This is a genomic window from Symmachiella macrocystis (assembly GCF_007860075.1).
Taxonomy (GTDB): Bacteria; Planctomycetota; Planctomycetia; order Planctomycetales; family Planctomycetaceae; genus Symmachiella; species Symmachiella macrocystis.
This window is the reverse complement of sequence record NZ_SJPP01000001.1, coordinates 3,414,100-3,440,356: the sequence shown is the minus strand read 5'-3', so window position 1 is coordinate 3,440,356 and position 26,257 is coordinate 3,414,100. Positions and strand designations below refer to the sequence as shown.

Below are 26,257 nucleotides of genomic sequence, written 5' to 3'. Positions count from 1 at the left end.
AATTCACCAGACCTCAAGGCTGGTTAAATCGATTTCATCCTCGCTCGGGATTCGCCAACCAGAGCGTTCCATGTGCCGAACGAACTCATCCGAGATTTGTAGATGGTGCTCAGCAACGTAGAAAGACAACGCATCCGGCCAAACGTACACGCCATCTGTGTATAACCCTGTGACATTGTGAACAATACTGGGATCAGTTTGCTCGCCCGGGCCACCGGGGGAAAACGCCACTAAATGCCCTTCAGTTAGGTACCGAACAATTTTCTCTTCGTCCTGGACGGCGTGGCTGCGGAACAGACTCTCCATGGGAACGCCATCATTGTTTCCCAATCCAAACTCTCGAAAGAAGCCCTCTGTGCGTAGTTTCATGTGGCACCCTTTGTCATCGGCCATCTACACGGCGTCGTTGTCTTGCAATGCGGATTCAAAGGCGGTCCAGAAACTGTGGTCGCGGGCGTATTGATCGGGAGGCGTTTGATTTTTGAAAGACTCAAGCGACTCGATCGCCTTGCGAGCTTTGTTCAAATAGGAATAGTCGGAACTGGCCATCGGATTGACGAAGTCCGCATCCCCCGGTTCGGAGCGACTGAGAAATCGGCCCTGGTCATCAACTTGTATGTTGGCCAGCAAAATCTCCGATGTCATTTGAAGTTCGCGCGTCATCCGCTCAGAGAAACTCAAACCAGCAGTCGCCTCTTCCCAGGCATCAGCAACCGCACGCGGAGTATGACTGTCGGGAAAACGCAACGAATAACCAATGCCCGACTGGGTCAGACCGTCGTGATTCAAGTCGACTTGGGCTGGCGGAGGCAACAGAAGATTCAATGCTCCTTCGTCCGACAATGCGCCCACGTTGATCGGCTGGGCCAAATGGTGAACGTGTTGAATCGTTTGCAATTGGTCGTCGCTGAGACCACTGAGAAACGCTTGCGGCGCCGCATAGGCGCCGGCATCGTGAGCCTGGACCATTAACTCGCTAAAGTCCTCCAAGGTCGACTCAGCCGCATCCAAAGTGGTGTACCGCGTGTGACCCGAGACATTCAACCACTCGTGCCAACTGTCGGTAATTTCGTCGGCAGTCACTGCGGAACCGTCGCTCGCCTCGGCGGAGGCAAAGCCGCTGCGGCCCACGGACGACAAAATATCCGTGAAGACTTGTTGCACGCCCCGCTCGGCGGCAACGCGTTGCGTGTTGGCAGTGACGAGCACCGAATCGTTGGCCTGAACTCTCATGACTCCGGCTTCCTTGCGCATGAAACTGGGCGAGCGGAATGACACTAAGCCCATTTTCGACGCCTCCCCACTCCCCACTTGAGGTCCCCCAGCAACTCAAAAGTGCCGATCGTGCACAACCTACGGGTTTGACCTGTTAGGCCCCCTGTTGAAAATAGGCAGACTTTGCGGCCCACCCTGGATAATCAACCACAAGGGTGGCCGCGATAGCGCCAGCTATCGGGGCGGGCGCAGCCCGCAAGAAGCCGCAATTTCAGCGTTGCCAACCGAAGAACTTTCGACGACCAACTCTCGCGTTTGATTCCCCCTGGTTCCCAAACTCCAGTTTGGGAACCCGATTTCTCGAAGCTCTGCTTCGAGTGATCATCCCGAAAGCAAACCTTACAGTCATGCCAATCAGCGAAACAGAGCTTCGCGAAATGGCGTTCCAAGTCGGAGCTTGGGAACCAAAAGCAACTTCACTTGTTACGCGAACTCAAGTAACTAAGCACTTGATACACAAATCCCCAAAGTATTCCAAAAGACAATCCCAGAGCTATCCAAAAAGCCCCGTCGTTGCTCGAACCATCGATGGATCCTATCGGTGTCATCATCAACAGAAGTTCCATCAGTGCCCCAATTGCCAGCCCAATCATGCCGCAGACCAAACAAAACACCCCGCGCCCAATCCGGTCACGCAATGAATGTTCAGCTCCTTTGGTAGGAAGCATTAAAACCACTGTCAGAGCAAAAAAGACGATTGCTAATGGAATTGAATATTGGAAGACGCTAGACATTGGGTAAAACTCCTCAATTCTAGTCGGGCCCCCGGTGATTCCGTGGTTCGCTCGACGTGAAATAATCACTCCATCAACCCACGATCCTTCAACCACCCCACAAACGCCGTCGGCCACTGGTTGATCGGATTGCCGCGATCCTTGATGCCGTAACCGTGGCCCCCCTTTTCGCGAATGAAGGTGGTGCATGGGACTCCCGCGTCTTTGCAGGCGGCGGCGAATTGGTGGGTGTTTTTGACCGGGACGGCGGTGTCATCTTCCGTATGCACCAAAAATGACGGCGGCGTGTTCTTGGAAACATGCAGTTCGTTGGAGTATTGGCGAATCTGCTGCGGCGTCGGGTTTTTGCCGAAGGCCGTTTTTTGATAACGGCCGCCGGTGACTTCGTTCCGTAGTGAGACCAATGGATAGCCCAGCCCGACAAAATCGGGACGGCATCTTTGCCGCTCGACCGGGTCCAAGGAACTGCGTTGCCCTGGATCGAAATGCGTGGCCGCATACGAAGCGATTGATCCGCCGGCGGAAAAACCAAACACGCCGATCTTCTGCGGATCAATGTTCCATGCCGCCGCTCGCGCCCGCGTAAGCCGAATCGCTCGCTGCACGTCGGCCGTCGCCGCGCTGATCCCGTAAAAATGAGCTTTCGATTCCGCTGTCCGGTACTTGAGCACAATGCCGGCAACGCCGTGCTGGTTCAGAAACTTCGCGAAATCAATGCCCTCCTTGTCGATCACCACCCGCGAGAATCCGCCGCCGGGACAAATCACGATCGCTGCGGACGGTTTCTTGGCTTTCGGCAATAACACAGTCACGGTCGGCTGGTGCACCTGAGCGATGCTGCGATCGCGATACCCCTTGCCTGCACCTCGATCCATCACGATTTCCGCCTCGTCAATATTCTCAGACCCCGGCGCGTCCCCCGACCACAACGGCAGCACCAGCGGTTCAGCCGCAAAAGCAGTCAGCGGACCGGAAAGCACCACAAGCAGGACCAAAAACGCTGCACACCGGCGGAATACAAAAGTCGTCTTGGAATCGATAGGAATCATGATCGTTGATGTCTGAGAGAGCAGGTTGGCGGATTGTCCACTTCGCAAGGAGCGGTTCTTAGGCTCATCATGGGACGAAAACGTTGGTCGGATCAAGGGAGAGTAGGTATTTCGGTTTTTTCTCGTCGTCAAAAAAACGTTTCCAACATTCCCCCAATCTATCGCGTAGTTATTGCAATTGAATTGCGGATAGACTATTTCCGTAGCAACACAACTATTGCCTGCTTCGACTGCTTGACTCGAACGGGATCTGCAAAGATGATGGCCAACAACGAACGCCGCTCAACCTTGACGGTCGTTGCAAACAGCTGAAATGGAACCACTTACGAAATGCGCCCTCCGCTAAAAACTGGCTGAGATCGTGTCCGCAGTCACTCCCGGATGATATGGAGCCGGAATGTCGTTAGAACTTAAAGGGGTCCGCAAAAGCTACACCGAGCCGGACGGCACGAAACTGCCGATTTTGGACGTGGAGCATTTTGCGCTGGAAAAAGGGGAGCAGGTCGTGCTGGTCGGCGAAAGCGGCGGCGGAAAGACGACCTTACTCAACGTGATTTCCGGCATCACCCAAGCCGATGCCGGCAGCATCGCCGTCGATGGCTACGACTTGACCGGCATGATGGAGGTCAAACGGGATCGGTTTCGCGCGGAGCGGATTGGGTTTGTCTTCCAAACGTTCAATCTGCTGGACGCTTTCACGGCGTTAGAAAACGTGATGCTGGGCATGAGCTTCGCCGGCAACTCGGGCGGTAAGAAAGTCGCTCAGGAACTTCTGGAACGGGTCGGTTTGGGACATCGCCTCAATCACCGTCCCGGCACGCTTTCGGTCGGCGAACAGCAACGCGTGGCCGTCGCCCGCTCGTTGGCCAACCAACCTTCCTTATTGTTAGCCGACGAACCGACTGCCAATGTCGACGTCAAAAATCAGGAGTTGGTCTTAAAGCTCATTCGCGATGCCTGCAGCGAACGGAACGTTTCGTTGTTGCTGGTCACGCACTCGCTGGACGTTGCCGGTCAATTCGACCGGACGGAACGACTGGGAGATTTCAATAAACCGGGAGGGTCGAAATGAACCTAGTCACAATCGCATGGAAAAGCATTCGGCAACGGGCCTTGGCATCGTCGCTCACGGCACTGAGCGTCGCACTGGGCGTCACGTTAATGGTGACCGTGCTGGTCATGCACGGCGTGATTTTCAAAACATTCAATCAGCCCGCCACGGGGTACGACCTAATCGTCGGCGCCAAAGGCAGCTCGCTGCAATTGGTACTCAACACGATTTTCCACCTCGGCAAACCGGTCGAAAACATTCCCTACCTGTATTACAAAGACCTCAAAGCCAACCCGCGCATCGAAGCAGCCATTCCCCTGGCGCTAGGCGATACCACCCAACAGGGGGGCTTTCGCATCATGGGCACCATTCCGGAGTTCTTCGGCGTCGAATACATGCCGGGCAAAAAATATGGCGTCTATAAGGGAGGGCGGTATATCTCCAAGCCGTTCGACGCGGTCATCGGTGCTTCGGTCGCCCGCGCGAACAACTGGGACATCGGCAGCACCTTCAAACCGGTCCACGGTGTCGACGACGGCTCGGGCGATGCGCACGTGCATGATGAAGAATTCACCGTCGTCGGTGTCCTCGGTCGTACCGGCACACCAAATGACAAAGGGGTCTTCGTACACCTCGATGGGTTTTACATGATCGAAGGGCACGAAAAACCCGCCGACGAAGCCGCCGCGAAAGCAGCCGCTCTGAGGAAAATGAAAGGCGAAGCCGTACCTGCCGCAACAGCGCACGATGAGACACACGACGACCACGCAGACGGTGACGATGCTCATGGCGACGATGCGCATAGCGACGATGCGCATAGCGACGAATCGCACGATGCTCATGCCGGGCACCATCATCACGATCACGGACCGATCCCCGACGAGCAAAAGGAAGTCACGGCGGTCCTCGTTCGTACGAAATCGCCAATCGTCACGCCGCAGTTGCAGGGCTTCATCAACGACCAACCCGAGGCTCAGGCGGTCAGTCCGATTCAACAGATCAGCCTGTTGTTCTCAACGTTCATCGACAACGTGCAGTTGATGCTGCTGGTGTTGATCTCGATGATCATCTTGGTCTCGGGTGTGGGAATTTTTGTGAGCATTTACAACTCCATGTCGGACCGCAAACGCGAGATCGCCATCATGCGGGCTCTCGGCGCGCGACGCGGCAGTGTGTTTGCCATCATTCTGGCCGAATCGATTTTGCTCTGTGTGGGCGGTGGAATTCTGGGCGTTCTGCTCGGACACGGATTGGTTTTCGCCGCAGCCCCGTATGTCGAAGCCAAAAGCGGTATCGTCATGAATCCGTGGGCGTTTGAATGGTTTGAACTGGTTTTGATCCCCGCACTGGTTGTACTGGCATCCCTGGTGGGAATGGTGCCTGGGATGACAGCTTATCGCACGGATGTGGCCAAAGCACTGTCCAACTAACAGTTGACTCTGTCGGCGATACGTGTCGCGCAAAATCCAGCGGCATGCAGGAAAAGACCTCGGCGTTAGTCAACGTTTTGACGGACGAGGGGTAGTCCTGCGCTGGTTTGATGATATGATAGTACGTAGTATTTCCTTACGTTTCTTCTCCGATTCGCGAGGCCGCTCACGGTCCAGAACCGGCAAACTGTTTTATCTTGTTATTTCATTGCGTTAATCCAGGACCTGAACTGACGACAGGGTGGCGATTATGTCGACGATCGAAGCTCCACAACATCATGAGATGGAAGAATCCACGGAAACGGCCGTCGAGACTTCTACAGCGACGCCGATATCTCCAGCAGTAGACAAAGAATTTGATTACCGACCCGTAACGCCCTTGGCGCCTGTTGCGCTGTTTTTTGGGCTTTGCTCGGCCGCCGGTTTCTTGGCGTGGGAAGCCTTGGCAATCGGGGCGATGGGTTTTCTGATGGGCGCAGCAGCGCTATGGAAAATCCGCAGCTCCGGGGGTGAGTTGGGCGGCGGCATGCTGGCTAAGGTGGGCCTAGCGCTTTCATTGATCAGCGTGATCGGTGGTTCGACTTTTTTGACCTACCAATACATCGCTGAACTCCCTGAAGGACATGAGCGAATTAGTTTCAAGTGGTTTGCCCGTCAGTCCCCGAAAGTGGTCAACGGTCAGTTCCAATTGGATGAGGATATCCAAGCGTTAGACAACAAGGACATCTTCATCAAGGGCTATATGTTTCCCGGACGCAAGACGACGGATATTGATACGTTTGTGCTCGTTAAGGATTCGGGTGATTGCTGTTTTGGGGGACAACCGAAAATCGAAGACATGATTTTGGTTGAGTTGCAAAACGACATGAAAATTGATTTGCGCTCACAAACAACGCCGGTTGGAATCGGCGGCAAACTGAGGCTGGACAACCGCGTCCGTATTTCCGATGGCCTCAGACCCGTATATACGTTGGAAGGATACCACGTGAGATGAAAAGCAAACGTTGCGCTGCGCAGTCCATTGGGTTATGCATGATTTTGGTCACGGGTGCCGGCCTGCTCTCCGGTTGCGGCAAAAATCCCCCCGACAAACCGCTGCTCACAATCGATTCTTCGGAAATGCAGTCGACGTTAGCTGAGCTCGAAGCGGAAAAACAAACCGCTGCTGAAGCAACGTCTCCGACGGAATCCACAGCCGCAGAGCAAGCCACTAAGCAAACCGCAGACCAAGCCGCTCCCATCGAGCGACCACCGGCTCTCTTTGCCTCAAAAAACCCACCCGAAGATCCCTCCTTACAACTGGCGACCGCATCGACGGCGCCGGACGCCTCAGCGACCAACACGGCGAACTTTCCTCCCACAGCAGCGAACACGCTGCCCAATGGCATGCGGCCTGAAGAGATCACCGGTGAGGATCCGTCGGAGTTGATTCCCGCTGAACCGCGAGAAGTCAAACTGCTCATCCCGGACAAGTCCTTTCAAAAAGTGGAACCGGACGGAGCACTGCGCGTCTCTTACGACGACGTTGACCTATTGAAGATCCTCAACATGGACCCAGTCTCGCTAGACGCTCCAGATTTGATGCCAAAATGGCTGAAGGACCTCGACGGCAAACGCATCCGCTTGCGGGGGTTTATGTACCCACCATTTTCAGATACCGAAAATCCGTCGTTCATCTTAGCGCGCGACAACGAAATCTGCTGCTTCGGCCGCAATCCCAAACCTTATGACGTGATACAAATCGTGATGCGCAAAGGCGTCACCACGAAATACATTCAAAACCGTCCCTTTGATGTTGTTGGCACGTTTCATATTGAAATGCTGACCTACGACGACAAAAAAGTCGACGGGCTGTATTTGATCGATGACGCGATTGTCATGGATCGTTAATCCCACTTTCAAAACCCGGCCGCACCTATTTGCGAGACTGACAGTCAATCGTCCGCGGAAAGCGACTGAGGGTTTTGCAACAAAATTTCACAGAATTCACAGTTGGTTCGGCCTGTTCGGACAAGGAGTACTTCACATGCGAATCGCCCGCCAGATGGTTATGTTGTTAGCATTGGGCATCGCAACGTTCGTATCGACGGCCGAAGCGACGCTACTCGCTTGTCCGTTTTGCAGCGCCCCCTCGTTGACCTTCAGCGAACAACTCGCCACCGCCGACGCTGCGGTCCTGGTGCAATGGGTCTCCGCTAAGAAAGGGAACGCATTCGACGATGATGGCTTGGCGCTTGAGGACCCCACCAAGCTTATTCCCGCTAGCACCACTTACAAAATCACCCAAGTGCTGCGGAACACCAAAGAGAAGACCCTCAAAAAAGGGCAAAAAATAGATTTGGCTCGCTTCCGTTCCGCCAAAAAAGGCGACCTTTTTCTGATCCTGGGGACGCAGGGGAACGAACTGGAATGGGGTAGCCCGATTGAAGTCACCGAAACCAGCTTCAACTACATTGCTCAAGCGCCGTCGCCGGAATCGGATCAACAGAAACGTTTGGCGTACTTTCTGAAGTTTCTAGAGTTTCCCGACGAGATGATCGCCAACGACGCCTATGCGGAATTCGCCAATGCTCCCTATAAGGACATCGCGCAACTGACCGATCAACTGCCTCGCGAAAAACTCGCCGGATGGATTACCAACGACGATACCCCAGCCACACGACTCGGCCTGTATGGCCTATTGCTTGGCCTGTGCGGTAAAGAGTCCGACGCGGAATTGATGCAGAACAAAATCACCGAAGAGACCGAGCAATTTCGGTTGGGAATGGACGGCATCATCGGCGGTTATCTGCTGCTCTCCGGCGAAGAGGGCTTGAAAGTGATCGAGCAGACCAAGTTCGTCAAAAACCCCGACAAGAAAGTCCCGTTTAGCGAAACTTATGCCGCCATGCAGGCGCTGCGATTCGTCTGGAAGTATGCGGATGACCGCTTCGAGCCGGAACGTTTGCGGCAATCGATGCGAATTCTCCTGGAGCGCCCCGAGCTGGCCGATTTGGTGATCGCTGACTTGGCGCGGTGGAAGGATTGGTCGGTGCTCGAACAATTGATGGCGCTCTACGACGCCGAGGAATACAACGTTCCCTCAGTGAAACGGGCCATCGTCCGCTACTTGCTGACCTGCTCGAAAGATGATCGCCAAGGCGAAGACATCCAACCCCCACCCCGCGCCGCCGACGCCGAAAAGGCCTTAGCCGTCTTGCGTCAAAAAGACCCCCGCACCGTCAAGGAAGCGGAACGGTTCTTCATCATCAATTGAACAGACCGCTGCAGCCAAATTATCTTGCGCTGCCGGAAATGGATTGATATATGCAATCGCCAGATCCCGTTGTCTCCCGAATTCACCGGGCTGGATATGTCTTCTGCTTGGCGGTGGTTGGTGTGTTGCTCTGCGCCGCGACCACGGTTGCTTGCCCGTTTTGTGCTCCGACTGACACACTCGCCAATCAGATTTTTCTGGTCGATGCCACCGTGGTCGTGAAACGTGTTGCTGGTGAAGAAGGCCAAGACGGGCAGCCGGGGACGACGACGGTCCGCATCGAACGAGTGCTGCATATCTCGACCGCTTTGGCCAAGGCCTTTGTCATCGACCAATCAGCGGACGCCAAACCCGGCGCCATGCCGCCGGTCGTCGGCGATGAGATCGTGATCCGCCGCTACTATCCCCCCAAAGAGGGAGCACAGTACCTGCTCCGCGGCGCCGATCCGGAAAACCTAGTCTGGGGTGACAACATGATCGAGGTGACCGACGAAGTCATCAAGTATGTGATGGACGCCCCTCCTGTCGATGCACCGGCCACCAAACGGGGAGATTACTATTTGGCGCTACTGGAAAACAAAAACCCCGAAATCGCTCAAGACTCCTACGCCGAATTCGCTTCGATGCCTTATGAAGACGTGGTCTCGTTTCGGGATCGCATGCCGCGGAAAAAATTGCGGAAGTGGATTTTCGACGAACAAATCCCCGGCACGCGTCTCGGACTGTACGGCTTGATGCTGGGGCTGTGCGGCGACGAAACGGACGCAGCGCTATTGGAGAAAAAAATCCGCGAACGCGCGTCTGATTTTCGCTTGGGGGTCGATGGCGTGATGGGGGGCTATCTGCTGCTCACTGGTGATCGTGGACTCGATTTTCTGGAAACCGAAGTCCTCAAAAACAAAGACATCCCCAACGGCGAATTGCTGGCCGCCATGCAAGCCATGCGGTTTATGTGGACTTACGGCAACGGCCGCGTGAGCAAGCCACGTTTGCGTGCAGCCATGCGACTGCTGATCGACCATCCGCAGCACATCGACATGGCAATACGCGACTTGGCTCGCTGGGACGATTGGGACGACATGGACCGCGTGGTTGGCCTGTATGGCACAAAAGACTACGACGATTTAACCGCCCGCGTAGCGATCGTCAAATACGTCCTCGCAGCCGTCAATCGCAAACCGAACGGCGACGAGACCGGCCTGCAAGAAAAAGCCCGCCGGCATTTGGCTGAACTGCGCAAGAAAGATCCCAAAATCGTGCAACGTGCCGAACGTTTCTTCGACATCCGCTAGGCCGGGTTCTGGTTATTGCAATCGCCTCACTCCTTGCAGAGCGGCATCAACGACCTGCCGTCCTAAATCACGTCCATAAAAACTGACGCTCGCCTCGTATCCACCGCGGTCGTATTCCTCTGCTGAGAGAATGTAGCTGACCCATTCATCCGCTAACCCGCCTATGACGGGATATTTTGCGCCGGTGATCAACTCAGTATCCTTTTTGATTTCCAGTCCCAACTCCACCGCCAATTCACCCGGGACTCCCACGATCACCAAGTCCCCCAGACGCACAGCGACGCTGGCCGACGTTGTAGGAAACATCTTCGGCAACATCTCTTTCAAAACCTCTTCGGTCAAACCGTACTCTTTGCCGCCCGTTTCTTTGAAATTGGGATGCCATGCCCGCTGCGGCAAAGTGATTGTCTGCCGTACTGTTTGAAAGATGACATTGGGCCGCGGCGTGATTGTCCGCCACTGCCGAAATGCGATGACCGCGAGATCGCGTCCGAAAGCCTCGGCGCGCTCCCAATGACTTTCGCCGCTGCCCGGCCGGGCAATCGGCGATTGGTCCCCTTCGGCGCCGTTGTAGTACATGACCGTCACATCTTGTCGAATGAGCGACTCCAACGTGCGTTGCAAGTGTCCTGGCCAACCGCCGGAAAACCACATATCCTCGCCCGACATAAATGTCGGATGCGCCGTGAAATTCACCAACACCGCCAACGCGCGGCCGTCCGCTTGGTCGATGCGTGTTAGCGTCAACTCTGGGTCAACCTTCCCGCGTCGTGCGCGGCGATTTCGATTGTAGCCCTGCGTTTGGGTACTCGTTGTTCCAATCGTTACCGGGACCAATTTTGCTTCAGCCGCGCGAATTGCTTGGGCAAAGTTGGCAACCGTGAATTCAAACAGTTTCGGATCGTGAATACCGATCTGAGGAATTTGAAACACGTTCAACGGATTGATGGCGTTCATTTCGATGCTGGTATGCGAATGGCTGGGCAACAGCATCAGACGTTCGTGCGTCCAGCTTGGATCGTCCAGTTCATCCAATACCGCTTGCTTGAACGGCGGGGGGAAACCCAACATGTCGGCCGTTACGATCGCAATTTTTTTACGACCGTCGGAGACCACTAACGCTTTGGCAAAAATGCGATCGTGCACTCCCGTAGCCGGCCGATTGAGCCGCTCTCCATAACCGCCCAACGGCGCTTTCATCGACAACGGCGGCGTGAGGTCAACTCGCGCCACTCCCGCATGAAGTTCCGCGCCATAAACCACAGCGGAGGACATCAACAACATCCCGGACGTGGCGATCACCAAACAAATAGTGCGCAGCATGAATAGCCCCTAATTAGCCCGTTAAAGAAATCAGAAAACCGTTACAAGGTAGGTACCACTGCTAGCCTGTTAATCAGTGCCATTGCCGGTCACGCCGTTTGCAATAGCGGACAAGCTACCAGTGGCACTCTTTGTTAACGGCCTGCTATCGAAAGCATTGAAAGACAAAATCGACTACCGCACCATAGCATACGGGGGATTTTGTGACGACAAACACCTGCTCGGCAAAGCCAACGCTCCAATTCTTCATCCCCCACAGAATTCACGCGTGGAAATCGTAGGAAAATTCCTTAGGATTCGCCATCGAAACTCGATAATGAATAGACTGAAATAGAGAACGCAACGGTATCGTCAAGACGTATGCGACATGCGTAATCAAGCAGTAGAACGTTCGTCATACGTTGAATTCACAGCTGCATAGTATGCTGTCCACTTTCAGGCACGCAACTGGAAATCTGTCGTGAGTCATTTTCAATTCAACTGTCGTTCACTCTATAATCGCCCCAGCATCCCAATGGGCAGAGTTGAGCGAGGATAGTGAATGAAGGCATCGCTCACCGGTCTTCACATTTTATCGAAAACTGTTTCATCTCGCAGGCTATAATGACTGAACTCACTTACCGCGAGGGTGTACCGCAATACACACTCGAACATTATGAAACCGACTACGCCGACCGCCATTTGCTGCATGGGGTGATTCGAAAATGGGCTGTCGAAACACCCGATACAATCGCGATCATCGATGCTGAGACGGGCAATCAATATACCTATCGGGAATTTGACGAAGCCATCACCGCATTGGCGCTCAGGCTATTAAACCTCGGCTTCGGCCCCGGTGATTTTCTAGCGACGTCGTTGCCGCTGTACGTCGAACACATTTTCTTAGAGTACGCTTGCTTTCAATTGGGTGTCATCCACGCGCCGCTCGACTTGCGACTCAAAGAGGAGGAAATCGTTCGCTCGCTGGAAATGATCCAGGCCAAGGGCTACGTCTTCCCAGGCGATACGGGTGTCGTCGACCTTTCGCACCTAGGCCGCATTGTGCAGGAACAATGCCCGTTCGTCGAGCACTTCATTCAGATGTCGCCAACCGGCGAAACCATTCCCGGCGCGCTGGCTTACGAGACCCTTGCCGCGCAACCCATTCCCGCCGACTCCGACGTGCATGCTCGCTATGTCGAAATCACTGCTGCGGTCAAACCGACTGACGGCGCACAAGTGATTTATACGACCGGCTCGACCGGCCTGCCCAAGCCCGCACTGCTGACGCACCGCAACATCACCTGCCAAAACATGTGTTTGGGAGGTGGTTTTAATATGACCCACTCGAAGCGGCAACTCGTCAATCTGCCCCCTTCGCACGTCGGTTGCCAAGCCGAACAATTGATGACCAGTTTCTTTTGCGGCATCACGGCTGTGATCCTGTATGTGTTTGACGCTGAAAAAACATTGCGGGCCATTCAGGAATATCAGGTCGACTTGTTCGGACAAATCCCAGCGATGTTCAACATGCAGCGTTTGCTGCCCAACTACGACAGCTACGATTTGTCGTCTGTCCAAGCGGTGATGTTTGGCGGGCAGCAAGTTCCCACGCAATTCGTCGAACAGGTGCTGGCCGAGTTCCCGAGCTCCGCGACCGGTTTGGGACTGTCAGAAATGGCCGGGTTTGTCACGTATACACCGGTGACCCGCGATGTGCGTCAATTGACCGAAACGCTCGGATGGTGGATGCCCGTGACCCCGCTAACGATCCGCGCGCCGATGAACGAAGACGGAACGGCCGGTCCGGAATTGCCCGATGGTGAAATCGGCGAAATTTGTTTCAGCGGGCCGCAAGTCTTTCGGGAGTATGTCGGCAATCCCGAAGCCTATCAACGGACCGTCTCCCGCGACGGAGTCTGCTATACGGGCGACTTGGGCGCAAAAAGCGAGCATGGGCTCAAATTTTCCGGGCGTTCAAAATTAGTGATCAAACCCAAGGGGTATCAGATTCACCCAGCGCAGATCGAAGAACATTTCTCCCGGATGAAGGAACACGTCGCGACCTGCGGAGCGGTGGGAACGGATCATGCAATTTTCAGCGAAGGGGTCGTGTTGTTCGTCGAGCTAAAGCCAGACGCCACCTTGAGCCGCGATACTTTAGAAGAACACGCACGCGAAATCGCATCCTACATGCGACCGTCGCACTACGTGTTGATGCCGCCCGGTTCGTTTCCGCTCAATCGTGTCGCCAAAAGCGATTACGTTCGTTTGCGGGAAATGGCGACCGCGGAAGTCGAGAATCTACGTGCCGAGGGGGGTTGGGATTGTGTGAAACCGGAAACATCCCACAGCACTTAAACGCCGTCCCGCCTGAAGTTGGATCGGGGAGAAGTTCAGAATTCTATCAATCGAGCAACGCCAATGAGCCAGCAACAACGCGTGGAAGAGATCCGCCAATTTTATGAATCCCAGTTGGTTTCTGATTGGCATACCGCAGAGCAAGAGAACATCAACCAATTCGGACGCGCCACCGGTGACGAGGATTGGCTACACACCGATCCGGAGCGGGCGGCCCGCGATAGCCCGTTTGGCGGAACGATCGCTTTCGGATTTTGGACAATCGCGATGCTGACGCACTTGTCACGGCAGGCTGCCGGTCAGGATTATCCCGAGGGCGCGCAATTCGGCATCAACTACGGATTTGACCGTCTGCGGATGATGGCTCCGGTCCGAGTCGGCAAACGCATTCGCTGCCACATCCGGCTCTTGGATGTCACGCCGCGCGGCGAATCACGTATCTTGGTCAAAACAGAAAACACCATCGAAATCGAGGGAGAAGACAAACCCGCACTGGTCGCAGAATGGCTCGTTATGATGTTTTATCCAGAGCAGACGAGTTGATTTGCCGTAGAGAGTTCTCCGCAATGAGTCCCTGCCGGTCGCGATAATCGCCGTCCTGAATGCGTCATTATCGCTGATGTCCCCCGAGATAAAACGACCCAAAAATCGCACGGCGGCCAACTGTTCATCGCCCAAGGCACTCGCTATGATGCGCTCTCAAACGACTAGTTTAGGCGAGTTGGGGACTGAATGACATATGTCTGGCCGCTCGCAAACCACGTAAATCGCGTGAACATGCTCGCCAGGGTTTCTCGTGATCGGCACGATGTTGTTGAGCATGAAAGCGTCGCTCCATGGCCGTAAAACTTGTCTTGATCCTTAGCGTGATTGCCCAATTGACGGCCGCCGGCTTGGCGTTGCGGCTGAATCAATTGTACCGCCGCCGGTCCGCATGGATATTTATCTCCGCAGCTGCCATCGTGATGACCATCGGCCGTGGTACGAGCCTGGTCAGCACGTGGGGCGAGCGACTTGCTGATGCAGAGGCCGACGCCGCATTTTGGACCGAAAGCCTGATCAGCCTATTGGTGTCGATCTTGCTCGTGGCTGGAATCGCCCTCATTGAACCGCTATTTGTTGAACTCCACAAGGCGGATGCGTTGCTGAGACGCGATAAAAAACGGCTGGAGCAGGTTGTCCGGCGGAATGAAGACGAGCTGCGCATCGCTCGGCAAATTCAGGAAAACCTATTTCCCGACGAACCGCCCGACATCAAAGACTACGACGTTGCCGGGGCATCGAAGCCGGCCGAGTGGGCCAGCGGAGATTATTTCGATTACATCCCCATGCACGACGGCAGCCACATCGTAGTCGTGGCTGACGTCAGCGGACATGGCATCGGTCCTGCGTTGTTGATGTCCGAAACGCGGGCGTTTCTTCGGTCCTTGGCCCAAACTCGCAATGACATCGGCGAGATCCTGACACTGGCCAACCATGCCGTCGCCCAGGATGTCGAAGAAGGACGCTTCGTAACTATCTTCATGGCGCGGCTGGAATCAGGATCCTCGACAACAACATACACCAGTGCCGGGCACAATGCCTATCTACTACGGGCCAACGGCGAAGGGCAGGTCCTTAGCCCCACCGGCATCGCATTGGGCATTGACGAAAACGCCGTGATAAACAACTCCCAGCCGATTCACCTGGGACGCGGCGATCTCATGTTACTGGTGACCGACGGAATTTTGGAGACAACTGATTCTGAGGGCACACTGTTCGGCGAGGAGCGACTCTTCGAAGTGGCACGACAAAGTCGTGACCGTCCAGCTTTAGAGGTGGTTGAAACCATCTTCAAAGCTGCCGATGATTTTTCCGCCAGCAGCACTCAAAAAGATGACAATACCGCCGTGGTTGTCAAATTCCGCTGAGGCACCACGGAGACACAGCCGACTCAAAGAGCATTCTACATCCACCGATTTTGCTCCGTATTTTTGCGTCAAACACGGGCCGCATCTTAGATCGCGAATCGAATGTAAAAAACGCCAAAATCCATCGTCGCGCAGTACGTCGTTTTTACAAACTACCGGCGCTTAGTCAACGCGGCGACTAGAGAAAGATCGTGTCATTTAAGAAGTCGTGACGATCGTCGGTCCCCGAGGATCGCGAATCCTCATCGTTGGCCTCTTCCATTGATTTCAAACGGTCCACTTCGGCGATGAGCGACAAAACATGTTTGCGCCACAAGGGGTTGCAATAGGCAGTCTCGAGGAGATGTTTGATTTCCGCCAATTCGGCGTCGGTCATGGGAGAGGTCATCGTGTTCGGGCCCGCTGGAATTTTGAGAGAGATTCGACAAGCGGAGAATACTGCTAAGCTCCGCATGCACAATCGAGAGGCGGGATGAGCAGTGCAGTTTTTGTGCCAGGATCAATAGAGATCCACAACTTGCAGACGCAAGAATCGCGTCGGGAGGGGTGAAGTGACGTTGACGGGAGGGTGTGGAAATTGGACTGCGTTTTATTCCCACCGCGCAGCAAGAAACGCCCGACAATGCGGGCGCTTCTTGACAATACAATTCATCTGCGAAAACTCAATCTCTGTCGATCATCGGCGTCAATTGTGTTGTGATTTTCGCAATCAGTTGGTTTGGCGGATTTGGCGATGAGTTCCTGGGAAGGAAGGCACGATTGCTTTCCTCCCCAGGCATTCTACTCACGTTCGCAAAGCAGCCGATTTGGTTTGCAGCACTCAGGATGTTCATCCCAGCCGGCAGCTTTGTATCCGATCAACCAATCAGTCAACTAGGGAGCACAGCAGCCAGCGGCAGCCGGGGCACAGCAGTTGGCCGGAGCCGGGGCACAGCAGCTGGGAGCGGCCGGAGCACAGCAAGTCGCCGGAGCCGGTGCACAGGCAGCCGGAGCACAGCAAGTTGTCGGAGCCGGGGCACAGCAGGCCGGGGCACAGCAGGCCGGGGCACAGCAGCTGTTGCAGCACTTTTTCTTCTTGAACTTACGGCACATCTTTTTGAACCAACCGCACTTTTTCTTTTTGCAGCAGCAGCTGTTGCAGCAATCAACCGGAGCACAGCAGGTCGTCGGGGCGCAGCAAGTCGTGGGAGCCGGAGCACAGCAGGCGGCCGCGGGGGCACAGCATGAAGGCGCGGGCGCACAGCACGAAGCTTGGGGGGCACAACAACGATTTTTGTGCTTACCGAACAAGCCGGCGTCGGCTTGGCTCGTGATGGCACAACAGATCATCAATGCCGCAGTAAAGGTCATCCACTTCATATCAGAGCATCTCCTAATTTTGCTAATGCGAACGTGAGCGACACCCTCGGTTCACAGGAGGCGAATCACGCCATTGGGTTTGAGGATTTTTTGTCGCCCATCAAGTCATTTCGGGTAAGACGTAGTTTTTTTCGGCGATCTGACGAATCCAGGCACATCGAATATTGAGATCGGACCGTAATCGGGCGAATCCCGCTAGCGATGGGACGATTATTTCGATTGTCGCGATCTCTCCATGCACGGATATCCTCCGGAATACGTGCAATCGGCGCGACCCTATCTCATTGAACTGCGCCCCGATTCGCTAAACCATTCGGAGCGAATTTCGCAGCACACAATTCGCTCCCTTTTAGGCCGATTCCCACCTCACAGGTCAAACCGGGCTTGAGAGAATCAGGCTTCTAGCTACCATTAACTAGGGAGGGTGTCCGCAAGAGGACAAAACTCACCCGCCGTTTTGTGTTCCTCAGCGAGGTCCCTTGGATGAACCGCGTACTTGCACTCACTTTATTTTGCCTCGTATTGGCATCTGGAGCCGAATCTCAAGCAGCACGGAAAACCGACCCCAAAGTGGCCGGTGCTGTCCAACGTGCCTTGGATTATCTCGCCCGCGAACAACGGCCGCAGGGTTATTGGGAAGCCCAACATTCCCAATACCGTGTTGCCATGACCGCCCTGGCGGGAAATGCCTTGTTGTGCGAAGGTTCGACCACCACGCGCGGAAAATATTCCCGGCAGATTCAATTGGCCGTCGACTATCTCATAGAGCGTTCCCGCAAGAACGGCTTGATCGGCTACCAAAACGATTACCACTATATGTACGGCCACGGATTCTCCATGCTGTTTTTGTCGCAGGTGTTCGGCGAAGAAGAGAAGGAACAGCGCCGCGAGGAACTCAAATACGTCCTCACCAAAGCTGTCGATTTTTGCGGCAAAGCACAAACCAAATCGGGCGGTTGGGGTTACGTCTCCGCGCGTGACGGTAACGATTTTGACGAAGGTTCAACCTGTATCACGCAAGTGCAGGGCTTGCGGGCCTGTCGCAATGCCGGGATTCCCGTCCCCAAGGAGATCATCGACAAGGCGGTGACCTACATCGAAAAATGCACGACCAAAGAAGGGGGCGTGCAATACTCCATTCGCGGCGGCGGAGCCCGTCCCCCCATCACAGCCGCCGCATTGGCCTGCATGTTCAATTCCGGCGAGTACGAGTCGGAATACACAAAGCGGCTGCTGGCCTATTGCAAAAAGAACCTCACCGTCACCGGCGGTTCCTCCCGCTCCTTCGGCCATTGGCATTACGCGCACTATTATTACGCACAGGTGATGTATCGGCTGGACGGTAAGGAATGGAACAAATACATCCGCGACCTAAGCAACACCATTCTCCGCCGCCAATCAGCCGACGGCAGCTGGAAAGAAGGGCACGTGGGACCGGTCTACACCACCGCAATCAACGCCACCATCCTACAACTCGAGAACGGCTTCTTGCCGATTTACCAGCGTTGAGTTCTGAAAAAACTTAGCCACGGATTAACACGGATTAACACGGATAGAAGTCGTTGGCCCGCGTTTCACACACGTGTCCTTCCCGCTCCGTGCCTCCGTGGTAAACTTTTGGCGATCACGCAGCTAGGCATCTCGTGAATCGGTCGACTGTTTCACTTCGTCCCAGAGCGGCCCGTAGACTTCCTTATCAAACGGCGGGCAGCCGGTTGCATACTGGCCGAGTTTGTTGTGCTTGGCGCGCATCAAATTCGTGCAATACGAAAATGTGCGACAGACCTTCTTGCGATTGAGACTTCCGGTCTCTTGAATCGTTTTGACGAAATCGGGATGCGACAACGTTGCCCGGCCGAAGCCCACGAAGGCAATGCTGCCGTTGGCCACGTTGGCGGCGCCGACGTGCGGGGCGAAATCCTGCAGCCAACTGTATCCGCTCCCCACGACAGGGACCTCACCGACAGTTTGTTGGATCCGCTGCGCGATGCGAAAATGCCGCGCAATGCCGTCCAATGGATGTTCGGGCGAGTGATAACCATCCACCGGCGGAAATTCTGCTGGACGCACAATGTGCGGATTCGCATAAGGATTGCCCATCGAAACACTCAGCAATTTCATGCCCCATTGCTTCATATTCTCCGCCAACTGCACCGGTTCGTCGAGCTGTTCCTTGCGATGATTCTGCGGGTTGGTTCCAAAGGCGACCTGTAACGGCAACTCGTGAGGATACGGCTCGCCGATTTTGTCCTCGGCTCTCGAACGATAGGGAATCCCATCGTAGGCATTGAACCGCGTCGCCAGGATCAGCTCCGGCAGTTCCGCCGCAATCCGCTGGGTGATATTGCGAATCAACCGCGTCCGATTCTCAAAGCTCCCGCCATATTCGCCCGGACGATGCTTCGCCCCCAACAATTCCGACAGCAAATAGCGGTGGCATTGTTTGAGGTCGATGAAATCACAACCCACCTTGGCCGCCAGCCGCGCTGCTGCCAAGTATTGATCTTCAATCTGTTTCAAATCGTCATCGGTCAGCACCGGATACGACGCATCGATAAATTTCCCGGTCGATTTATCCAGCGTGATCGGATCGAGGATTGGGTCATGGCAGGCGATTTTTGGTTTGCGAAAACTAAATCGTCCCGAATGCGTCAGTTGCAGACCGAGCAACAAATCGGCATCGTCGCCAACCGATTCACGATGCGCTGCCCGGCAATCGGCGAGCATATTTTCCAACCCAGCGGCATTCGCGTCATTGATCAACAACTGCCGCGAATTCATTCGCCCGTCGTCAGCGATCGCGGTCGCCTCGCCCCAGATCAATTTCGCGCCGCCGGCGCCGAAGCGCAGGTACCGCCGATAGGTCAACTCATCGGGATGCCCATCCAACGTGCCGTCGCAACCCTCCATCGGATGAATCGCGAACCGATTGCCCACGGTGCGGTCACCAACCGCGACCGGCTGAAACAACGGCGCAAGGTCTTCGGTGGCGGGAATGTCATACCCCAACGTCGCGGCATCGGCGGTCACGTCACTGGGGGACTTGTACTTGAAAAAGCGAGCCATGGAGGGATATCAATGTTTGGGGAGAACGAATCATCAGTTTTCAAACCAGTCGCCATGATACCCCCGCAATAACACATCGGCCATCCACCGGGCCTCGGCTTCGGTGAGACTAAAAATTTCCAACGTGTCACGGTTGTCGTTGTCGACGAATGCGAGCGAACATGGCGAATCATCACCGAGTTCGTGAAAAGAGTGCTTGTCCCTATCGCCTAGCACTTGTGGATTGTCGGTCCAGCGAAGTTCAATTCGATTGAGACGGCCGGCGTCGTAGTATCGATCGCGACGGAATCGCCCCAGCCGAAAACGGCGGCCGATATTGTGGGACGTGAATGCATACGAGACGCTCTTCCAAGGAGTCAACAGCATCCACACAAAATAACCAATCAATGAGACGCCAATCACTTCAAACGGGATGAGAAAAAAGAATAGCAACCATTCAAAATCGGTAATCAATTTGTAAATAAACACCCCCACAATTCCGTTCCAAAACAAGTTCAAAAATGCCACGCCGACCACAGCCAGGACGATTTCTCGCCGCGAATTGGGAAGCGACGTAAATTGCGAGGTGTCGTCGGCTTGAGCGCAGCAGATGCGGCTTCCGTCGGGCTGACTTCGCGGGACGTCGCTGATCCCCACTATCTCAACGTCTTCCGGGGCGATATGACGCTGATCCCAATCGACGATTTCGTCACCGTCGCGGTCCGCCTGTTCCAAACGCTCGGCCAAGATTTCAAGGATTGTTTTACATTCAGGCAATTGCGCGCCGTCAGCAAAAATAAATGATTCTCCGTGCGTCTTAATCAAAAGACCGTATAGCTCTAGCTCGTTTTCCGAGTTGCGAAGATCGCCAAAAACGATGCACACACGGCGGATATCCACCCGAGGAACTGTCCATTGTCTAGCAAACTTCCGAACGCCTTTACGGTACGAAAGTGCGACTTCGCCGAGAACCAACTCTTCCATACCCCACATTTCGCAGCGGATGAGGAATGGCGTCCCTACCCAGAGGGCGAAGAATGGTATCGCAAATAATACCGTTCCCCACGACGGATGATCAATCAACAGAAAAACTAGAACGCCGCAACCAAATGTCCAAAACAGCCACCACAGGGAAAGAAAAACCACGATGCCGTTCGACCCAACGCGGCGGCGTACGTGCAGACCGGATTCGTCCTCAACGATTTGCAACTTGGACTTGTAGGCCGGCAATGGCAAGGTTGGATATGCTGCCAAAGCGCTCATGGAATCCTCCTCCGGCGGCTATTATGACATTCACCGCGCGACTTTCAATTCTATTCTACACCAATCGCCGCCAACCGGCTAGAATTTGCTTAAGCGTCATACGGTGATTTATTCCTTGCGTCTCATTCGATTTTCCCAACAGGAGGCAATCCATGACGGCTGCCGCTTCTCCCCTCTGGATCGACGGACTGACGATTGGTGAGATGCTCCGCGAAACCGCGCAGCGATCTCCCGATGCCGATGCGCTGGTCTTTCCGCAACTCGACCGGCGCTGGAGTTACACCCAACTCGACGCCGACGTCGATCACGTCGCCCGCGGTTTGCTCGCGCTGGGCGTCGAGACTGGGAGCCATGTCGCCGTCTGGGCTACGAATTGGCCGCAATGGGTTTTGCTGCAATTCGCCACCGCGCGGATCGGTGCCGTGTTGGTCACGATCAATCCTGCCTACCGTGCCTTTGAACTGCAATACGTCCTCAAACAAGCCGACATCGATACGCTATTTTTATTAGACAAATTTCGCGGTTCCGATTACCGCGCCATGCTCAACGAAGCAGTGCCCGAACTGGTCGGCTGTGATCCGCAAAATGTGCAACTGAAAGATTTCCCCAAACTGCGGCACGTCATTGCCATCCAAGGCGAGCCCACCGTCGGCATGTTGAGTTGGGAGTTATTTCTCAAAGGGGCCGACACGGTAACAGGCGCTGACCTTTCCGAGCGCGAAAGCCATTTGAAACCCGCTGATGCGATCAACATCCAATTCACCTCCGGTACGACCGGGTTTCCCAAAGGGGCGACACTCACCCACCGCAATTTGCTGCTCAACGCCTATTACATCGGCCAGTGCCAACAACTGACCGCCGCTGACCGTATCTGTATTCCCGTGCCGTTTTATCATTGCTTTGGCTGCGTTTTGGGTGTCTTGGGAGCTGCTGTGCGTGGAGCAGCGATGATCATTCCGGCCGAACATTTTGATGCCGAAGCGACGCTTGCCGCAATTGCCGCCGAACGGGCGACGTCGATCTATGGCGTGCCGACCATGTTTATTGCTCAATTGGATCACTCCACACGCCCCGCACTCGATTTGAGTTCTCTGCGGACCGGGATCATGGCGGGCAGTCCTTGCCCGATTGAGGTGATGCAGCGGGTCGTCGACGAATTAGGGGCTCGCGAAATCACGATCGCCTATGGACTGACCGAAGCCTCGCCGGTGATCACACAAACCCGCACCGACGACCCCTTGGAACTACGCGTCAAAACCGTCGGCCGGCCGCTGCCCGACGTGGAGGTCAAAATCGTCGACCCGGCCAACGGTGAGGAATTAGGCGACGAACAACAGGGAGAACTCTGTGCTCGCGGACACGTTGTGATGCTAGGCTATTACCAAATGCCCGATGCGACCGCCGCCGCCATCGATGACGACGGCTGGCTGCATAGCGGCGACTTGGCGGTGCGTTTACCCAACGGCTACTACCGCATCACCGGCCGCATGAAGGACATGGTTTGTCGTGGCGGTGAGAATATCTATCCCCGCGAAATCGAGGAATTCTTATACACCCACCCCGCCGTAGGAGACGTCGCCGTCGTCGGCGTGCCCGACGCAAAATACGTTGAAGAACTCGCCGTCTGGATCCGCCTCAAACCCGACGCAACTTTGACCGAACAAGACGTACAACAATTCTGCCGCAGTAGCTTGGCGCACTATAAAGTGCCACGCTACGTCAAATTCGTCACAGGATTCCCGCAAACAGTGACCGGAAAAATCCAAAAGTTCAAAATCCGCGAAACCATGATCGCCGAATTGGGCCTCAACGAATCCGAAACGGCGTGACTTAGAAATCACCACGGAGGCACGGAGACGGGAAGAGGCCTTAGACCGTAGGCTTTAGGAACGAGTCAGAGTGTCTTCCTAAGGCCTACGGTCTAAAGCCTACTGTCTCGTTTTCTCCGTGTCCTCCGTGCCTCCGTGGTGAACTTTTAACTTCCATAAACGAATGCCACATCCATGATCCTCGGCGACTTTCAACTCACCACAATTTCCGGCGGCGTTTTTCGTATCGATGCGGGGACGATGTTTGGTGTTGTTCCTAAGGTCCTTTGGCAACGCGTTGTCGACGTCGATGCGAATAACCTGATGACCTCTGCGACGAATTGCGTGCTGATCGAGACTGGTGAAAAGACGATCCTCATCGAAACCGGGTATGGGTCCAAGTTTTCGGAAAAGAAGCGGCGGATTCATGGGGCTGAGCCGGGGGATCCGTTGGTCGAAAATCTGGCGACTCACGGCATCGGCGTTGAGCAAGTCGACATGGTGATCCTTTCGCATCTGCATTTCGACCATGCCGGGGGAGCGACGCAATTGGACGATCAGGGTAATCCACGTCCGACATTTCCCAATGCGACCTATGTGGCCCAGCGTCTGGAATGGGTGAATGCCACGGCAAATTTCCCCGAACTGCAAGGCGCGTATCCACAGGACAATTTGTTACCCCTTGCCGCAGCGGGACAGTTGCTGCTGATCGATGGCGATGTGGAGATCGTGCCGGGCATCCGCGCTGAAGTCAACGGCGGCCACACCAATGGGCATCAGTCGCTGTTCATCGAAAGTGGCGGAGAAACCGCTGTGTTCATTGGCGACATTTGTCCCATGGCAGCGCATCTGCCGCCGCTGTGGTGCATGGCGTATGACATCGACCTGCTGCAAACACGCCGCGCCAAGCCGGAACTACTGGGCCGCATCGCTGAACACGGTTGGTGGGCGCTGTTCGATCACGACCCCGACATCGCCGCTGCCCGTTTGCAACGCGATGCAAAACGGGGATTTGCCATCGCCGAACAGTTGCCGCAACTCTGAACAGTCGCAGCTACGTTGTGAAAAAACGGGTGCTACTTCCTCCGCTCTCGACGATCGGCACGCGGATGGCTGTGGCGCAGCGGGGGCACCAACCGGCATAAGCGTCGCCGGCGGCGTTGGGGTAAATCCGCTGATAGATGTTGCAGCACTTCAGGTGCACCGACAAAAAAGGGCGACCCGTGGCAGCGGATGGTTTTGGCTTTTCATCCATGTTGAGCCTGCGTGGTTCATTGTCTTCTAAATGAGAAAAGTCGCACGACGGCGCAGAATTGTGCCTACGAAAAAAGCCGGACTCATCCACTCGTCCGGCTCTTCACAGTGTCTCTTGGGGGTTCAGTCGTCTTGAGATTCTTCGTCGATATTTCGCATTTCTTCGAGAACGACCGGATGCCATTCCATGTCCCGATCTTCTGCGGAAACAAAGTTTTGCCGTGCCCACGTCCGCAAGCGAAGCTCCTCTACGAAATCGACATCCACCATTGTAGACGAATACATCCTCAGAACCTTTCCGACTAGTGCGACTGAGTTGTGAAAGACCAACTGCCGGGCCATGCCCGACGTGCCAAACTGCTAACTGTCGTAGCTATTATCGTACCGATTCCGCCTTCACCCACAACCCGATTCCAGGTTTTTCAATCCAATTTCTGGGGAATAATTGACCGACGAATTCGCCGATTTTGCCGGTTTTGTTGACCATTTCGCCTTCAAAACCGACTTGGCGCTGCCCGGTAGCCACGGTACGCTCCGATCCCAACCACTACCTTTCCTAAACCAAACTACGGAACCGTTGCCTGTCAACGGAGTTCAATATGCGGACTTTTAGCGAATTGGCTGCTTCACGGCGAGACTGGATTGATCGAATTCTCATTCCCTGGTGCAAGCAAGCCTGCCGCCGCGATTTGCTCGCCGCCCTACAGGATTGGCCCAATATCGCGGGTAAGATCGATGCGCATAAAACCCTCTGGTTTTGGGCATGGAGCCGGTTTCCCGATCTGGTCCACGACGAGTTATCCGGGATTGATGAAACAGTCAACATCGTCGTCACGCTGAACGACGGCACCACCGCTGCGGGATTCCCGGATGCCCGCGAAAGCGATCTCGGTCAACTCGTGCTGATAGCGACCGCGGCTGATGCGAACCGTCGCGTCGAACAACTGGGACCGTTCTCCATCGACGATGTCGTCTCGATCACACGCCGGTAGCTGTAGCTTGCCACATCCGGCTGCGGGAAATTTGCTCCGGATTAGCTCCGGAAAAACACCCGTTCGGCCGTTTTGCGGAGTATCCACTCGCGGTCATCCGCTGAGAGGAATTCGAGCTGTTTTTCGATCAACTCGATCGATTGCAGGTACGTATGGTCGACCACTTGAAACGGGCAATCGGTGGCCCACATCAACCGCTCTGGCCCAAACGCGTCGTACACCTGCCGAATCATCGGACCGAGATCCTTATAAGGCGGCGTTTTCTTGCCCAAGGCGTAAAAGGCGGACACCTTGACCGTCACGTTTTTGTGAACAGCCATGTCGCACAGGGCGCGCACGTCGGCTTCGCGAATTTTGCCATCGGTGCCGATGCGGCATAGATGGTCAATGACCACCGGTGTGTCGGGAAATTCCCGGCAGGTTTTATCCAGCGCGGGTAACGCATCCGTGTCGATCAGACAGCACATATTCAGATTTCGCTTCGCACCGAATGCGAACATCTTTCGCAGTCCCTTGTTGTCCAACCACCGCTCGACCGGTTGGTCTTTGGGATAAATGCGAAAACCGGTCACGCCTTGCTTCTGCAACCGGCCCATACGGATTTCCGGATCCTGGGCGTTTTGGTCAATGACCACCACTCCCACAAACTGATCGGGAAACCGTTCGATCGTGTCCAGCATGTAGTCGTTGTCGTAACCGTAAAACGACATTTGAATCAACACCACGCGATTGACCCCGGCGGGCTTCATCTGCGCCTGTAACTCTTCAACCGTAAAACTGGGAGGCTGCATGTTCGCTCGCCGGAACCCGGCCGCCAGCGGATAGTGGGCGGTGTCGGGTGTCCAAATATGCGAATGGGCATCAATGTACTTCATG

Annotated in this window: 26 protein-coding genes; 14 read left to right on the top strand and 12 right to left on the bottom strand. The window is 55.0% G+C overall.

Annotated elements, in window-relative coordinates; all coding sequences use genetic code 11:
• Positions 1-3: 3 nt before the first annotated feature.
• The 4 genes from CA54_RS13345 to CA54_RS13330 form a co-directional block, all read right to left on the bottom strand.
• Entirely contained in the window at positions 4-369 is a 366-nt protein-coding gene (locus tag CA54_RS13345) for a hypothetical protein (protein WP_146371234.1), read from the bottom strand.
• Between the two features lie 24 nt (positions 370-393).
• A complete protein-coding gene (locus CA54_RS13340; protein ID WP_146371233.1) occupies positions 394-1,233 on the bottom strand; it encodes a hypothetical protein in 840 nt (279 codons plus the stop codon).
• 458 nt (positions 1,234-1,691) lie between these two features.
• Positions 1,692-2,009 carry a hypothetical protein gene (locus CA54_RS13335; protein ID WP_146371232.1) on the bottom strand — a complete coding sequence of 106 codons (318 nt, stop codon included), beginning with the start codon at positions 2,007-2,009 and terminating at the stop codon, positions 1,692-1,694.
• Between the two features lie 65 nt (positions 2,010-2,074).
• Positions 2,075-3,106, bottom strand: a complete 1,032-nt coding sequence (locus CA54_RS13330; RefSeq protein WP_146371231.1) for an alpha/beta hydrolase — start codon at positions 3,104-3,106, stop codon at positions 2,075-2,077.
• A 349-nt stretch (positions 3,107-3,455) separates the two neighbouring features.
• Here CA54_RS13330 and CA54_RS13325 point away from each other — a divergent pair, with 349 nt between their 5' ends.
• The 6 genes from CA54_RS13325 (at position 3,456) to CA54_RS13300 (ending at position 10,087) form a co-directional block, all read left to right on the top strand.
• Complete coding sequence (locus CA54_RS13325; protein ID WP_146371230.1) at positions 3,456-4,130, top strand: ABC transporter ATP-binding protein; 675 nt, start codon at positions 3,456-3,458, stop codon at positions 4,128-4,130.
• Positions 4,127-5,539: an ABC transporter permease gene (locus tag CA54_RS13320; protein ID WP_146371229.1), complete on the top strand. Its 1,413-nt coding sequence runs from the start codon at positions 4,127-4,129 to the stop codon at positions 5,537-5,539. Before CA54_RS13325 ends, CA54_RS13320 begins: the two co-directional genes overlap by 4 nt.
• A 250-nt stretch (positions 5,540-5,789) precedes the next feature.
• Entirely contained in the window at positions 5,790-6,533 is a 744-nt protein-coding gene (locus tag CA54_RS13315; RefSeq protein WP_146371228.1) for a DUF3299 domain-containing protein, read from the top strand.
• Positions 6,530-7,429, top strand: coding sequence for a hypothetical protein (locus tag CA54_RS13310; protein WP_146371227.1), 900 nt, complete (start codon positions 6,530-6,532; stop codon positions 7,427-7,429). The genes CA54_RS13315 and CA54_RS13310 overlap by 4 nt, the downstream gene beginning before the upstream one ends.
• A gap of 136 nt (positions 7,430-7,565) precedes the next feature.
• The gene (locus CA54_RS13305; RefSeq protein WP_146371226.1) at positions 7,566-8,795 is read left to right on the top strand and encodes a hypothetical protein; all 1,230 of its coding nucleotides are present in this window, start codon (positions 7,566-7,568) and stop codon (positions 8,793-8,795) included.
• A gap of 50 nt (positions 8,796-8,845) precedes the next feature.
• Positions 8,846-10,087 (top strand): hypothetical protein, encoded by a 1,242-nt coding sequence (locus CA54_RS13300; RefSeq protein ID WP_146371225.1) that lies wholly within the window; start codon positions 8,846-8,848, stop codon positions 10,085-10,087.
• Positions 10,088-10,099: 12 nt separating this feature from the next.
• Here CA54_RS13300 and CA54_RS13295 read toward each other — a convergent pair whose 3' ends face one another.
• Positions 10,100-11,410: a neutral/alkaline non-lysosomal ceramidase N-terminal domain-containing protein gene (locus CA54_RS13295; RefSeq protein WP_146371224.1), complete on the bottom strand. Its 1,311-nt coding sequence runs from the start codon at positions 11,408-11,410 to the stop codon at positions 10,100-10,102.
• 603 nt (positions 11,411-12,013) lie between these two features.
• Here CA54_RS13295 and CA54_RS13290 point away from each other — a divergent pair.
• The 3 genes from CA54_RS13290 (at position 12,014) to CA54_RS13280 (ending at position 15,660) form a co-directional block, all read left to right on the top strand.
• The gene (locus tag CA54_RS13290; protein WP_146371223.1) at positions 12,014-13,750 is read left to right on the top strand and encodes a class I adenylate-forming enzyme family protein; all 1,737 of its coding nucleotides are present in this window, start codon (positions 12,014-12,016) and stop codon (positions 13,748-13,750) included.
• 63 nt (positions 13,751-13,813) lie between these two features.
• Positions 13,814-14,293 (top strand): MaoC family dehydratase, encoded by a 480-nt coding sequence (locus tag CA54_RS13285; RefSeq protein WP_146371222.1) that lies wholly within the window; start codon positions 13,814-13,816, stop codon positions 14,291-14,293.
• Between the two features lie 293 nt (positions 14,294-14,586).
• Positions 14,587-15,660 carry a PP2C family protein-serine/threonine phosphatase gene (locus CA54_RS13280; protein WP_146371221.1) on the top strand — a complete coding sequence of 358 codons (1,074 nt, stop codon included), beginning with the start codon at positions 14,587-14,589 and terminating at the stop codon, positions 15,658-15,660.
• A gap of 178 nt (positions 15,661-15,838) precedes the next feature.
• On the opposite strand, the gene CA54_RS13275 is transcribed toward CA54_RS13280, so the two are convergent.
• Entirely contained in the window at positions 15,839-16,036 is a 198-nt protein-coding gene (locus tag CA54_RS13275; protein ID WP_146371220.1) for a hypothetical protein, read from the bottom strand.
• A 537-nt stretch (positions 16,037-16,573) separates the two neighbouring features.
• Between CA54_RS13275 and CA54_RS29345 the strand changes: the two genes are divergently transcribed.
• Together CA54_RS29345 and CA54_RS13260 are read left to right on the top strand one after the other, a co-directional pair.
• Positions 16,574-17,056 (top strand): hypothetical protein, encoded by a 483-nt coding sequence (locus CA54_RS29345; RefSeq protein WP_197532436.1) that lies wholly within the window; start codon positions 16,574-16,576, stop codon positions 17,054-17,056.
• A 446-nt stretch (positions 17,057-17,502) separates the two neighbouring features.
• Entirely contained in the window at positions 17,503-18,528 is a 1,026-nt protein-coding gene (locus CA54_RS13260; RefSeq protein ID WP_146371217.1) for a prenyltransferase/squalene oxidase repeat-containing protein, read from the top strand.
• Between the two features lie 123 nt (positions 18,529-18,651).
• Here CA54_RS13260 and CA54_RS13255 read toward each other — a convergent pair whose 3' ends face one another.
• Both CA54_RS13255 and CA54_RS13250 read right to left on the bottom strand, forming a co-directional pair.
• Positions 18,652-20,085: an oxidoreductase gene (locus tag CA54_RS13255; protein ID WP_146371216.1), complete on the bottom strand. Its 1,434-nt coding sequence runs from the start codon at positions 20,083-20,085 to the stop codon at positions 18,652-18,654.
• 33 nt (positions 20,086-20,118) lie between these two features.
• A complete protein-coding gene (locus tag CA54_RS13250; protein WP_146371215.1) occupies positions 20,119-21,327 on the bottom strand; it encodes a hypothetical protein in 1,209 nt (402 codons plus the stop codon).
• Positions 21,328-21,479: 152 nt separating this feature from the next.
• Here CA54_RS13250 and CA54_RS13245 point away from each other — a divergent pair, with 152 nt between their 5' ends.
• Both CA54_RS13245 and CA54_RS13240 read left to right on the top strand, forming a co-directional pair.
• Positions 21,480-23,156 carry an AMP-binding protein gene (locus CA54_RS13245; RefSeq protein WP_146371214.1) on the top strand — a complete coding sequence of 559 codons (1,677 nt, stop codon included), beginning with the start codon at positions 21,480-21,482 and terminating at the stop codon, positions 23,154-23,156.
• 174 nt (positions 23,157-23,330) lie between these two features.
• On the top strand, positions 23,331-24,179 hold the full coding sequence (locus CA54_RS13240) for an MBL fold metallo-hydrolase (protein ID WP_146371213.1): 849 nt from the start codon (positions 23,331-23,333) through the stop codon (positions 24,177-24,179).
• A 10-nt stretch (positions 24,180-24,189) separates the two neighbouring features.
• Here the strand turns inward: CA54_RS13240 and CA54_RS13235 are convergent, their stop codons facing one another.
• The 3 genes from CA54_RS13235 to CA54_RS29335 form a co-directional block, all read right to left on the bottom strand.
• A complete protein-coding gene (locus CA54_RS13235) occupies positions 24,190-24,390 on the bottom strand; it encodes a hypothetical protein (RefSeq protein WP_146371212.1) in 201 nt (66 codons plus the stop codon).
• A 122-nt stretch (positions 24,391-24,512) separates the two neighbouring features.
• A complete protein-coding gene (locus CA54_RS29340) occupies positions 24,513-24,674 on the bottom strand; it encodes a hypothetical protein (RefSeq protein WP_197532435.1) in 162 nt (53 codons plus the stop codon).
• A gap of 91 nt (positions 24,675-24,765) precedes the next feature.
• The gene (locus CA54_RS29335; RefSeq protein WP_197532434.1) at positions 24,766-24,915 is read right to left on the bottom strand and encodes a hypothetical protein; all 150 of its coding nucleotides are present in this window, start codon (positions 24,913-24,915) and stop codon (positions 24,766-24,768) included.
• 73 nt (positions 24,916-24,988) lie between these two features.
• Between CA54_RS29335 and CA54_RS13230 the strand changes: the two genes are divergently transcribed.
• Positions 24,989-25,381: a hypothetical protein gene (locus CA54_RS13230; protein ID WP_146371211.1), complete on the top strand. Its 393-nt coding sequence runs from the start codon at positions 24,989-24,991 to the stop codon at positions 25,379-25,381.
• A 41-nt stretch (positions 25,382-25,422) separates the two neighbouring features.
• On the opposite strand, the gene CA54_RS13225 is transcribed toward CA54_RS13230, so the two are convergent.
• Entirely contained in the window at positions 25,423-26,256 is an 834-nt protein-coding gene (locus CA54_RS13225; protein WP_146371210.1) for an amidohydrolase family protein, read from the bottom strand.
• Between the last annotated feature and the right edge of the window lies 1 nt (position 26,257).